This window comes from Pseudanabaena cinerea FACHB-1277 (assembly GCF_014696345.1).
Taxonomy (GTDB): domain Bacteria; phylum Cyanobacteriota; class Cyanobacteriia; order Pseudanabaenales; family Pseudanabaenaceae; genus Pseudanabaena; species Pseudanabaena cinerea.
This window is the reverse complement of sequence record NZ_JACJPY010000004.1, coordinates 111,466-124,334: the sequence shown is the minus strand read 5'-3', so window position 1 is coordinate 124,334 and position 12,869 is coordinate 111,466. Positions and strand designations below refer to the sequence as shown.

Below are 12,869 nucleotides of genomic sequence, written 5' to 3'. Positions count from 1 at the left end.
TATTGAAACTAGCTCCCAATAAGTTAACCTACTATCAACGAGGTAAGAGGGCTATGCAGCTTGTCACGGCTACGTTTTAGATGTCTTTGTCACCCCCTCAGGCAACTGTCACATCTAAACCGAGTTCAAAGCCCAATCATTAATCGCATTAGACAGGCACTGGCTTTTGAGTTTCCAGAATTATCTGAACATTCAGGCAATCGCAAATCGGATCTGCCAGCACCGCTATTTCGATACTTGGCAGGCAGAAAGATCACAACCCAATCTAAAAACAAGTTTGCCAAGCTTGAAGCAGAATCAATCGGGACTGGCATTGGTGAATTTACCAAAGACCACGCTGAGAGGATGTGCGTAATCCATGAACAAGAATCACGCATTGAAAAGCAGTTGACTGAGTTAATCAGTCATGAGATGTTCAAACCCTATAACAAGGTCTTTGACGACTTTCGTATGGGTCAACGAGTGCGATCGCTAATTCTTGGCACTATCTACCCGCTTGGCACTTTTCTGGGTGCAGATCATAAGCCGATCATCGAACTGGTAAGGAACAAGAAGGGGAAAGGGAAAAGCAAGCGATACCGATCGCTAAATGCTTTTAAACTCGCTCTAGGATTTGGTTTGGTTGAAGATAGTTCAGGGAAGAGTGACAAGTGGATCACGGGCGGTTCTACCCTATGCCGAAAGGCTTTGTGGCAATGGGAATTTACAACTATCGAACCTGCTAAAACCCGCCCAAACAATGACTATGGCAAAGCTTTAGGAGAATACCGCGATAAGCTCAAAGCCAATGGTGTACCCATTAAGCTTGTGCGATCTCGTACCTGCTGCCGTGCTGTAGAAATGCTGTTTCAAGCCTTGATTGATGAACTGAGAGCTTATAGTAATTAAATCAATTCCAAAAGGTTCTAAGCCCTTCCTGACTGGCAAGGGCTTTTTTAATATCTGGCTTAACCTACTATGATGAAGGGCGATCGCTGGTTGGTTTTTGGGTAGCGGCGATCATGATTTGGACTGTTACAAACAATCTTTGAGAGACCATGAATTGCCTTGGCGATTTTTGAGGATTACCCAAAGCGCGTTAGCTCTTGGCAGACGATTTGATACTGTTGTTCGATTTGACTAAATAAATCTGACAGTCCTGTATTATCATTACGTTTTCCCTTTAGTTCCATCTCTAAACAGAGCTGTCCAAGACTTTTGGCTCCTAAAATGTTGCTGCTGCCCTTCAGGGTGTGAGCGTTGTAACTGACATTTGGTAAATCATTATTGGCGATCGCCACTTGCAGGTTTTGTAATAGGGTCGGTGCTTCTTCAACCGTAAATAGATGAATCATTCTGCCAATCAGTTTAGGATTGATCTGTTCTAAATTCTTAATGGCGGAAATATCTATCACAGAAGATTGTGGTAATGGAGTTTCAAAATCAGTAGTGATCGTCATGTCATTTTGTCCCCCGATCGCCCATTTTTCAATGGTACGTTGCAATGACTCCATCATAATCGGTTTGCTAATGTAGTCATCCATGCCCGCCCGCAAACACATTTCGCGATCGCCCTGCATCGCACTAGCAGTCATAGCAATAATTGTCGGGCGCTCATAACCCGTCTGCAAATCTTCCCAATGATGTACCAAGTAATCCGCCGTTTCCAATCCATCCATCTCTGGCATCTGTACATCCAAAAGCAACAGGTCATACTGATTTACCTGCAAAGCTTGCAATACTGCCAAGCCATTATCTACCACATCAGGACGATAGCCAATCTTAATCAACATCGCCATTGCTAGCTCTTGATTGATCAAGTTATCCTCGGCAATGAGAATCTTGAGGGGTAGGCGATCGCCCAAACGTTGAGAAGGACTATTAGAAAGTGTAACTTGTTCTCTTAAAATCTGATTGGGTTGCTGCTGCGCGATCTCCGTTTTCACGGTAAAGGAAAAGGTTGAGCCTTGATCAACCTGACTTTCCACTTGAATCTTGCCCCCCATGCTCTCCACCAACTTCTTACAAATCAATAAACCCAACCCCGTACCACCATATTTACGGGCTGTTGCTGCTGTTGCCTGCGAAAATGGCTGAAATAGACGCTGGATCTGCTCTTCAGAAATGCCAATCCCCGTATCTGTCACCGAAAACAACAATTGAAAAGGAACCCCTACCACAGGCACTTGCGAATTAGCTAATCTGACCACAATTCGCACCAAGCCCGAATCAGTAAATTTCAGCGCATTTGTCACCAGATTTAACAAAATTTGGCGTAGTCTTGTCACATCTCCCATCACAAAATAAGGCACATTCGGGTGCATACCCACCTCAAACTTCAATTTCTTTTCCTTCGCCTTTGGAAGCTGCACATCATAGATATCACGCACCAACACCCGCAGATCTAACGGCGCGGTTTCTAATTCTAACTTTCCCGACTCAATTTTTGAGAAATCCAAAATATCATTAATTACCGACAGCAAAATCTCGCCACTGACCTGAATTGTGCGGACATATTTAGATTGCTCAGGCGCTAACTCCGTATCCGCAAGTAGTTGGGTCATCCCAATTACACCATTAATCGGGGTGCGAATCTCATGGCTCATCATTGCTAAAAATGCCGCCTTAGTCCGAACTGCCTCCTCCGCTTGCTCCTTTGCCTTCCGTAAATCTTCCATTAGCTGCCATTGCCGTAGTTCCGCTTCTTTTTTGGCAGTGATATCCCGAAAGCACCAGATTAAGCCAAAAAAACGATTTTGATCGGAGCTAACGGGGCTGGTGTAATAGTCAAAGGTGCGATCGCCATAATTCACCTCACCACTTCTTACAACATCAGGATTTTCATAGGTCATCTCCAACAGTTCTGTTAACACTTCGGGTAAATGCGAACTAGTCAAAAATGCCCCTAAAGGGAAATCATTAAGACTATGACCGTCCTTTTGTTTTTGAGTTAACAGATCATGGGGAATATTCCACATTTCACAAAATCGGCGATTGAAACTAGCAACCCTTCCTTGCTCATCCACTGCAAAAATGCCATCGATCGCCGCTTCTTTTTGGGCATGGAGCAACAAATTTGCCCTCTGCAAATCCTTGAGCATCCCCACTCTTTCCAACAATGCCTGTGATAGCTCTCGATTCTTTTGGGCTAAGTCGGTTTGCAGATGGCGCAAAATTAGGTGCAGATGCACCCGCGCCGCAACTTCAGCTAAGTGTAAAGGCTTGCAAATATAATCAACGCCACCAATATCAAAAGCTTGAACTTTATCTTCGAGGCTGTCCTGATCTCCCGTAAAAACAATAGGAATATCGGCGGTTGCAGTATCTGCCTTGAGAATGCGACAAAGGTCATACCCTGAGCCTTGGGGTAATGATGTACTCAAAATCACTAGATCGGGTGCGTACAACTGTACACATAGCAAGGCTTCACTGCTATCGTTAGCAATTTTTACCACATAGCCTTGCTCCACCAGCATCGATGCGAGTTCGTGGCGAACATTGGGATCATCATCCACCACGATCAGGGTTGAATGCGAGACGTTGAACTCGTTTACCTGCACGACCTAATTACCTTGTAAAAGTTGAATATGAATATACAACAGCTTGCAATTCTAGAAATAAATGTATTGACAATTCATGGTAGGGGCAATTTATGAATTGCCCCCGCATTTATTTTCAGCGTCCTCCCACCGTAATCGCGTCTACCTTAATATGAGGTTGTCCAACGGTGACATATATACTGCCACTGACTGAGCCACAAAAACCAGCCGCCAGTTCTAGATCGCGGGAACTCATGGAAATTTCCTGCATGATTTCCTTGGCATCGCCGATTAGGGTTGCGCCCTTAAGGGGCTTGGTAATTTTGCCATTTTCGATGAGATAGGCTTCATCTACCGCAAAGTTAAATTGCCCTGTGGGTAAGACGCTGCCACCGCCCATCTTTTTGCAATAGATGCCGCGATCGACTGAGGCAAATAAATCATCCAAGGAAAAATCCCCCGCATCAATATAAGTATTTCGCATCCGACTTGCCGCAGGATAGGTATAGCTTTGACGGCGACCGCTACCCGTGCGCGGATGTCCTGTCCGCAGTTCGCCAGCGCGATCGCTAATGAAATTCTTTAAAATGCCATTTTCAATCAGCAGGGTGCGCTGGGTGGGCATCCCCTCATCGTCCATATCAATCGTCCCGAAGGCATCCTCAGAGCGTCCCTCATCCCAGGCCGTCAGGTTTTCATGGGCAATTTTTTGACCCTTCATTTCCGCAAAAGGCGTAGTTTTCGCTTCGATGCCCGTAGTTTCTAGCAAATGTCCACAGGCCTCATGGAAAATCACGCCGCCAAATTGGTTTGCCATAATAATCGGATAGCTGCCTGACTCCACATAGTCGGCATAGAGCATTTTGCCAGCCGCCTCGACGATTTCCGCCACCACAGGCTCATATTGCCAATGGCGCAAATAGGCAGGGTCGCTTGTGCCACCAACGCGCTTGCCAATGGATGAGCGATTTGCACCATCGGCACAGAGCAGATTGCAGCCGATAGATTGGGTGAGCCGAATATCCCGCGCAAATGTGCCATCACTGGCTGCCACTAAGATTTCTTGCCAATCGCGGAAATAGCCCGATCGCCGCGATTGAATATGTGTTCCCTGCTGGGCAAGCATTTGATTTGCCCCTAGCAAAATATCGCCCATTTCGCGCATGGGGCTACATTGCCCTAGCCAATTGTCTTTTTGCTTTTTGGTGGCATAGTCGCGATATAGCTCTAGCTGAATTTCGGGAATGCGGGCATGGGGTGATGGCAATTGCAAGCCCAAAATTGCAAGGGCGCGTTCGAGGGCTGATTTTAAGCCCAAAAATGTGAGGTCATTGGTGCTAACGTAGCAATCAACCTTGCCTTTGAAGATGCGAATACCTGCCCCAGTTGAGAGGCGTGGCGAAATGCTCGTGATTGCGTCATCTTCCGCCAGACAACTGATGTAGTTATTGCGCTCTAAGAAAAACTCTACAAAGTCAGCACCTGCGGCTCTGCCTAGCCCTAATAGTATGGATAGGGGCGCTTCCCATGTTTCATCAAAGCGATCGCTGACGGTGGCATATTGCAAACTGGGGAGTTCTTGGAGTAGGTTGGTTTTCATCGGCAGTGGCTCATTTTTTCCTTAACATTGCTTCTGCAAGTTTAACAAAGTTTCACCTGAGCATTGACAGCACTTTGACCTGACCGATATGCCATTGCATATTCAGAATGATAGCTTTTGAAATAGTTCTGACAATGGCATGGTAAAACCAGCAATAATCTCTTCTCCATCTAAAGAGTCGGCTTGCTTGAGTAGGCGATCGGGTTCTTGGGATGAGCGATAGACTAAAACATAGCGCAATCTCAGATTAATCACCCAAACTAAGCGTGAGCCATTCTCGAAATATTCCACGATTTTTTGATCGATTTCGGCGATCGTATTGTTAGGGGAGAGAACCTCGATCGCTAGGTCAGGTGCGCCATCTAAAAAGCCATCGGGTAATGCGGTCAAGCCTTTTAACTGGTCTCTTGAGACAAAGGAAATATCAGGCGATCGCTTGTTCCCGCTTTTCATCGTGAAGGCGGTACTAGAGTCAAGAATAATTCCCAGTTCTCTAGGCAAGATGTAATTCATCAGTGTCATAACCAGAAGGCTGCAAGTATATCCATGTAAGGCTCCCGAATTTCCCATGTCAATTAGTTCTCCATTAACAAGCTCATAACATTTCCCATCTGTTAGTGCCATTAGTTCGGCATCTGTCCAGATTTTTTTAGTTGTGGTTGGAGTTGAGAGTGCGATCGGGGACATATAAAACTCCTGCTTGCAATTGTCATAACATTATTAGCGACTAACTTACAAGACTTGCAAAAATCTTTGCCAAATGACCAAATATGTGCTGCTAAGTTTCAGATTCATTGCCAAGCGCTGCATTAGGGCTTGCTGATTACCATTATTGCTCCTTACTTTTTTTATTAAAACCACATGACAAACACTAAAAATTATCTTTATAGTTTTATGAAATGTTATTATCAAAGGAGTGTCAATGCTCAACTCAGTGATAGTGCTGGCAGCCAAATTAATATATGGCAATAATTGCCAAGATTACGAGCTTTGTCTATTTCACCCTTTAAACTAAACTTTGAATCTGGGTATGGAAAAATTGAGAGCGCAAATGCAAATATCGAGTCAGATATTGCAGGTATTTAGACAATCAGAACCACTGGGGGCGGCTCTAGGTAGGGTTTGTGCAGCGCTTCTAGAACTAGGAGGTCTGCGCTATGTTTACTTTTATAAGTTTGAAAAGCCGATCGCTTGCCTTGGCGCTAATCCTGAGCAGTTTAGAGAGCGAGATTGGGGCGGTGCAATCATGGCAGAGGCGATCGCCCCTAGTTGTCAATTAGATCCGCCGACAGGCGATCTCTCAGATGCAATACTCAGTAAGCTCATAAATAATCCCAAAATTCAAAGCTATGCCAATCCAGTTATTGACAATAATCATCTGCTAATACCATTGACTTTAGCGAGTCATGATGTGGATGGAGGAGTAAATATTCAAGGATCGGCAACCCAACTAGAGCAAGTGCTATGGGGATTTTTAGGGGCGATCGCTATCGAGAGTCCTAACTTTTCATGGGATCAAGATGATTTGCTGCTGTGGCAAAATGTCGCTATGCAGTCAGAGATCGCGATCGCTAGAGATAACCATGATCAGCAATTGCAAATTCAGGCTCAAGATGCCGAACAGGCATACAACAATCTCTATCATTGGACAGAGCAGTATCGCTATTTAGTCGAACAGGTTCCGAGTGTGTCTTATCTGTCGCCATTAGCCGACAAAAATGCCGATGAGAGTGTTGATTATACTGACTTTGCATATATCAGTCCACAAGTTCAAGAACTATTAGGATTGCCTGTAAGTAGTTATACCTTTACAACTATTTTTAAGGAATGGCAAAATTATGTGCATCCCGAAGATCGCGATTGGGTATATCAAAAGCTCCAAGATACCCTTGATACAGGGGTACCTTTTTTTTGCGAATATCGCATGGTTCGGCGTGACGGTAAGATAATTTGGGTCAGCGACACGGCGCGGATCGGTTTGTTGATGGATGGCAAAACGATGGTATTGCGAGGATCGGTCTATGACATTAGCGATCGCAAAAATACTGAAGCCCAAATTGCCGCCGCCCAAATTGCCGAAGCGGCTAACCAGTCAAAAAGTACATTTTTGGCAGTTATGAGCCCTGAAATCCGCACACCGATGAATACCGTCATCGGCATGACTGACTTACTGCTCAATACAGACCTTTCATCACAGCAAAAACATTATGTATCCACAATTCGACAAGGTGGAGAGATGCTACTGTCAATTGTGGATGACATTCTAGACTTTTCGCGGATTGAAGCAGGACAAATGGAATTAGAAGAGAGCTGCTTTAAGTTGCAAGAATGTGTTAATAATATGCTAGCCATGATGTCTGCCCGTGCCGAGCAGAAGTCTCTCTCTATTTCGGTATCACAAGATCCAAGCGTCCCAACTTACATCATTGGCGATCACGGGAGGTTACGTCAAATTTTAGTCAATCTGGTAAATAATGCGATTAAGTTTACCCAACAGGGGGGCATTACCATTGGCATTAGTTCGCAATTGCTTAGTGCTGATGCCAATATTTACAGAATCATGTTTGATGTCATTGATACTGGGGTTGGCATTGATCCAGATTCATTAAAACAACTATTTCAATCCTTTAGACAGGCGGATAGCTCCATCAGCCGTCAATATGGTGGTACGGGCTTGGGGCTAGTGATCTGCAAGCAGTTGTGCGAGATGATGGGCGGCTCTATTCATGTTCAGAGTGAGGTGGGCAAGGGTTCTACTTTTAGTTTTTCGATTTGTGCTGAGGCTGTATCTATGCCTAATCTTTCAGATGGGCAAGATGCTATGGAGAGTGGCAAGGATATTCTGCAATATGGCGTTACTTGTAATAGCGAGCTTGCTAATCATGATGCAAATCAAGATGATCATCACGAAAAGGCTCAACAAGCTTTAGAGCTTAGAATTGGCGATCGCTATCCATTACAAATTTTGGTGGTTGAAGATAATTCTGTAAATCGGGAAATTCTGTTATTGATGTTGGATAAAATGGGCTATCTTGCCGAATCTGTCAGTGATGGCAAGGAAGCCGTTGATGTGGTTTGTGGTCGTAAATATGACCTCGTATTTATGGATTTACAGATGCCAATCATGGATGGAATTACTGCTACGAAGCATATTCGCCAGTTTGCTAAGCACCAGCCTTGGATTGTGGGTCTATCGGCAAATGCTTTTTCTGATTTCCGCGATGCTGCCCTTGCGGCGGGGATGGATGACTATGTAACTAAGCCCTTGCAGGCGGAAACATTATCTATGGTCGTCACTAATGCGGCACAACAAAACCATTTCAAAAATTTAAATGATTTAAATCACCGTTCCAACTATTCTCCATTCATTGATGTAAAGACCTTAACAAGGTTGGGGGATTCTATAGGGAAGGAAAATGTATCTAATTTAGTTGATGCTTATTTAGAGCATACAGCGATCGCGATCGCCGCTATGCAGAGGGCGATCTTACAGCATGATTTCGTAACGATAGAGGCAGAATGTCATTCTTTGAAAGGAGGGAGTAGTACTTTTGGTGCAACTCGGCTGGTGGATCTATGCCAAGAGATAGAAAGTTGCAGCCGTTACTATATAGGTGCTAAACACTTTACCAGTGAAGATATTGCCAAAGCCCAAAAATTACTTGATCGAATGCATTCCGAATACAATATTCTCAAACAATCGATCCACCGTGTTCTATTGGCTATCCTTGACAATGGGGAAAATGCGCTAGCACTTACGGCTCAACCCCTTGCAGATAAGCAGTTACCCCAAAAATAATAAATAATATCCCCCCGATCGCGGTAATTACTCGTTCAGAAATTTTGCCAGCGATCAACCGACCGCCCAATACAGCGATCGCGGTGCAGATGCCATGCCCTAAGATTGCCCCAATGGTGACAAAAACAGGATTGTAAGCGGCGGCGAGGGCGATTGTGCTAATTTGGGTGCGATCGCCCCATTCTGCTAAGAAGGTCATCATAAAAGCCTGTAACCCAATGCCCAGCCAAGGATAGCGCAATAGCATAATATTCAAAAACTTGCCAATAATTGGCAACTTGGCGATCGCCTTGGAGGAGTCCAATGTTTCCACCGTCTCTTCTGCTTCATGGACTATTTCCGCATTTGATTGGGCAGTCATTTGCGAAGCGTCATAGATTAATTTTGCGCCAAAGATTAGAAACAAAGCGATCGCGCCATAGTGGGTATAGATTTTGGGTAGTAGGGATACGGCTTGACCTAGAACCACAGAAAGCACCGTCATGAGGGCAAGGGCGGCTAAGACTGAGGCGAAAACTAGGCGTTGAGGATAGCGCATTGCCAAAATCACTGCGATGAAGAATGTTTTATCACCTAATTCTGAAATCGTAATTAATAAAAGACTAGCGGTAAAAGCGGTTTGCATTCTTTGCGACTCTAACGGATCGGGGCAAGACATTATATTCAGAATTTAGGATAAGATGCAAATAGCAAATCCTAACTATGGTCTTACATATAAGCCTGATGACATTAACCTACGCAAAGACTCTGGCGGATCAGGTCAGAGCAGATTTTGAAATTCTCAATCAAGAAATAAATGGTAAATCGCTCATTTACTTTGACAATGCCGCTAGTTCGCAGAAACCCAAGTCGGTAATTGCGGCTTGGAAATATTATTATGAACATGACAACGCCAATGTGCATCGGGGCGCACATACTCTCAGCGCCAGAGCGACAGATGCCTACGAAGGTGCAAGGGATAAGATTGCCAAGTTTGTGAATGCGAAGTCATCTCAGGAAATAATTTATACCCGCAATGCCAGTGAAGCAATCAATTTAGTCGCCTATACATGGGGTTGGGCAAATTTGAAAGCGGGAGATGAGGTGATTTTGTCGGTAATGGAACATCATAGTAATATTGTGCCTTGGCAACTGATCGCCCAGCGTACAGGTGCAGTTTTGAAGTTTTTGGAGCCAAATCGAGAAGGAGTGCTCACTGTTGAGCAGTTTAAATCTTTGCTGACTTCCCAAACCAAATTGGTTTCCCTTGTCCATGTTTCTAATACTCTTGGCTGCGTGAATCCAGTGGAAGAGATCACTGCCCATGCCCATGCCCAAGGCGCGAAGGTACTGATCGATGCTTGTCAAAGTGTGCCACATATGCCCATTGATGTGCAGAAGCTAGATTGTGATTGGCTGGTTGCATCAGGACATAAAATGTGTGCGCCAACGGGAATTGGCTTTCTCTATGGTAAGCGTGACATTTTGTTGGATATGCCTCCTTTTATGGGTGGTGGCGAAATGATTGCCGATGTGTTTCTCGATCGCTCCACCTATGCTGACCTACCCCATAAATTTGAGGCGGGAACTCCTGCCATTGGTGAGGCGATCGCCCTTGGTGCGGCAGTCGACTATTTGACGGCGATCGGCATGGACAAAATCCACGCCTATGAACAGGAATTAATTAATTACCTCATGGCAGCGTTGATGGAGATTCCTGATATCACGATCTATGGGCCCAAAGGCGATCGCGCTGGGTTGGCGGCTTTTACGATTGATCATGGTATCCATGCCAATGACATTGCCGCAATGCTTGATCAAGATGGTATTGCCATTCGTTCTGGTCATCACTGTACACAACCATTGCACCGTTATTTGGGCATAAATGGCACTGCAAGGGCAAGTGTCTATTTTTACAATACTAAAGCCGAAATTGATAACTTTATCATCGCGCTCAATGAGGCGATCGCTTTCTTTAAACGGGCGATCGCCTAACCATTGCGGTATGCTCTTGATGGCAAAGCAAGGCTGCGCCATCAAGAATATCGAGTTCTAAACTAAATTGTGGAACCTTAACGGGGAATCGCGCTGATTAGCTGTTTGGTGTAGGTTTGTTGAGGATTGGAATAGACTGCTTCGGCACTGTCTAGTTCGACAATATCGCCCTTATTCATCACCATGATGCGATCGCTCATAAATTTGACCACACCGAGATCATGGGAAATGAAAATGTAAGTTAGACCAAATTCTGCTTGTAGTTCTTTAAGTAGATTGAGAACTTGTGCCTGTACTGATACATCTAGGGCTGAGACTGGCTCATCGGCAATAATCAATTTAGGATTGAGCGCCAAGGCTCTGGCAATGCAAATGCGTTGACGCTGACCGCCCGAAAACTCATGGGGATAACGGCGCATTGCGCTCTTAGTTAAACCCACCCGCTCCAAGAGATAGGCAACCCGTTCATTTCTGGCAGCCTTTTGGCGATAGCGTTGAAATCGCTCTTGATGACTATGGATTAATAATGGCTCGGCGATCGCTTCACCAACGGATAAACGGGGATTGAGGGAACCATAGGGATCTTGGAAAATCACTTGCAAATCACTGCGTAATTTTTGCAATGCCGTTCCCTTCAGTTGGGTGACTTCCTGCCCTTCAAACTTCACCGAACCCATCGATGGCTGAATCAGCCCTAAAATAGCGCGACCAGTGCTGGTTTTACCACAGCCAGACTCGCCCACTAAGCCGAGGGTTTCACCAGGATAGACATCAAAACTAATATTATTCACCGCCACAAAATAGCGCTTTTTTAGTCCTAAAATATTGCGAATGGGGAACTCAATGCGGAGATTTTGTACCGATAGAATTGGCTCCTGTGTCTGTAATTCCGCTAAACGTACAGCAATTTCCGTAGGTGAAACCACTTCTAAATAGCGCGGATCACTGGGTTGTTTCGCCACCATGATTCCATTTTGGAGTTCCATGAAGTCGCTGACCGTTGGCAATAGACGCAATTGGCGATCGGGTTGGGGACGACAGGCGATCAGTCCTTTGGTGTAAGGATGTTGGGGATTTTGAAAAATTTCTGCGGTGGTTGCCGATTCCACGACTTCCCCCTGATTCATGACGATCGCCCGATCGGCAATTTGAGCAATTACGCCCAAATCATGGGTGATGAAAATCAGCGACATTCCTCGCGATCGCTGAATCTCCTTTAACAATGCCAAGATCGCCGCTTGTACGGTCACATCAAGGGCAGTGGTGGGTTCATCGGCAATGATTAATTGGGGGTTACAGGAAATAGCCATGGCAATCATGACCCTCTGTAACTGTCCGCCCGATAGCTCATGGGGATAGCGCTCAACCATTTGTTCAGGATTGGGCAACTGCACCTCTCGAAATAGCTGGACTGTGCGCTGTTTTGCCTCTGCAACATCCACGTTTTGATGCAGCTTAATTGCCTCAATCACTTGATAGCCGCAGGTAAATAATGGGTTGAGGGAGGTCATCGGCTCTTGAAAGATCATTGCTATGCGATCGCCGCGATAATGCAACATTTTTTGAGGCGCGACCCGCAAGAGATCCACGATTTCACCACCTTGTTCACGGTCTTGTTCGCGATCTTGTTCACGACGTGGGGGCTGAAACATAATTTCGCCCCTAGTCACCCCTGACTCACCCAACAGTCCCATAATCGCCAACGCTGTTGCCGATTTGCCTGAGCCAGATTCGCCAACAATGCCAAGGGTTTGCCCCTGAAACAAGTCAAAGGAAATGCCTTTCACGGCGCTCACCAAACCTGCATCACCACGAAAATCCACTTGCAGGTTACGCACTGACAGTAATGCGCGATCGTTGAGGCGATCAACAGGGCGATCGGATGATGATAAAGTCATGGGTTGATTGGTAGAGGTTTAAGCATTATTTGAGTTTTATTATAGTGTTGACAGTCTTGTTAAAACACCAAACCAAAAAG

Annotated in this window: 8 protein-coding genes; 3 read left to right on the top strand and 5 right to left on the bottom strand. The window is 45.2% G+C overall.

Features of this window, described 5'->3' with window-relative positions; genetic code table 11:
- Positions 1-60 precede the first annotated feature (60 nt).
- The gene (locus H6F44_RS02580) at positions 61-888 is read left to right on the top strand and encodes an IS110 family transposase (protein ID WP_190349353.1); all 828 of its coding nucleotides are present in this window, start codon (positions 61-63) and stop codon (positions 886-888) included.
- A gap of 176 nt (positions 889-1,064) precedes the next feature.
- Here H6F44_RS02580 and H6F44_RS02575 read toward each other — a convergent pair whose 3' ends face one another.
- The 3 genes from H6F44_RS02575 to H6F44_RS02565 all read right to left on the bottom strand — a co-directional run bounded on the left by H6F44_RS02575 (position 1,065) and on the right by H6F44_RS02565 (position 5,805).
- Positions 1,065-3,539 carry a response regulator gene (locus H6F44_RS02575; RefSeq protein ID WP_322096150.1) on the bottom strand — a complete coding sequence of 825 codons (2,475 nt, stop codon included), beginning with the start codon at positions 3,537-3,539 and terminating at the stop codon, positions 1,065-1,067.
- A gap of 115 nt (positions 3,540-3,654) precedes the next feature.
- Positions 3,655-5,118 carry a TldD/PmbA family protein gene (locus H6F44_RS02570; RefSeq protein WP_190349352.1) on the bottom strand — a complete coding sequence of 488 codons (1,464 nt, stop codon included), beginning with the start codon at positions 5,116-5,118 and terminating at the stop codon, positions 3,655-3,657.
- Between the two features lie 102 nt (positions 5,119-5,220).
- On the bottom strand, positions 5,221-5,805 hold the full coding sequence (locus tag H6F44_RS02565; RefSeq protein WP_190349351.1) for a Uma2 family endonuclease: 585 nt from the start codon (positions 5,803-5,805) through the stop codon (positions 5,221-5,223).
- Positions 5,806-6,169: 364 nt separating this feature from the next.
- Between H6F44_RS02565 and H6F44_RS02560 the strand changes: the two genes are divergently transcribed.
- The gene (locus H6F44_RS02560) at positions 6,170-8,917 is read left to right on the top strand and encodes an ATP-binding protein (RefSeq protein WP_190349350.1); all 2,748 of its coding nucleotides are present in this window, start codon (positions 6,170-6,172) and stop codon (positions 8,915-8,917) included.
- Here H6F44_RS02560 and H6F44_RS02555 read toward each other — a convergent pair.
- Positions 8,874-9,542, bottom strand: a complete 669-nt coding sequence (locus tag H6F44_RS02555) for a TMEM165/GDT1 family protein (protein ID WP_190349358.1) — start codon at positions 9,540-9,542, stop codon at positions 8,874-8,876. The genes H6F44_RS02560 and H6F44_RS02555 overlap by 44 nt on opposite strands.
- A 98-nt stretch (positions 9,543-9,640) precedes the next feature.
- On the opposite strand from H6F44_RS02555, the gene H6F44_RS02550 reads away from it, so the two are divergent.
- Positions 9,641-10,891, top strand: coding sequence for a SufS family cysteine desulfurase (locus H6F44_RS02550; protein ID WP_190349357.1), 1,251 nt, complete (start codon positions 9,641-9,643; stop codon positions 10,889-10,891).
- Between the two features lie 77 nt (positions 10,892-10,968).
- Here H6F44_RS02550 and H6F44_RS02545 read toward each other — a convergent pair whose 3' ends face one another.
- Complete coding sequence (locus tag H6F44_RS02545; protein WP_190349349.1) at positions 10,969-12,789, bottom strand: ABC transporter ATP-binding protein; 1,821 nt, start codon at positions 12,787-12,789, stop codon at positions 10,969-10,971.
- Positions 12,790-12,869: the final 80 nt, after the last annotated feature.

Bases quoted from the DNA above. Each gene is read 5' to 3' on its own strand.
- H6F44_RS02545 (WP_190349349.1), bottom strand. From the start codon at position 12,789: ATGACTTTATCATCATCCGATCGCCCTGTTGATCGCCTCAACGATCGC.
- H6F44_RS02570 (WP_190349352.1), bottom strand. From the start codon at position 5,118: ATGAAAACCAACCTACTCCAAGAACTCCCCAGTTTGCAATATGCCACC.
- H6F44_RS02565 (WP_190349351.1), bottom strand. From the start codon at position 5,805: ATGTCCCCGATCGCACTCTCAACTCCAACCACAACTAAAAAAATCTGG.
- H6F44_RS02550 (WP_190349357.1), top strand. From the start codon at position 9,641: ATGACATTAACCTACGCAAAGACTCTGGCGGATCAGGTCAGAGCAGAT.
- H6F44_RS02560 (WP_190349350.1), top strand. From the start codon at position 6,170: ATGCAAATATCGAGTCAGATATTGCAGGTATTTAGACAATCAGAACCA.
- H6F44_RS02555 (WP_190349358.1), bottom strand. From the start codon at position 9,542: ATGCAAACCGCTTTTACCGCTAGTCTTTTATTAATTACGATTTCAGAA.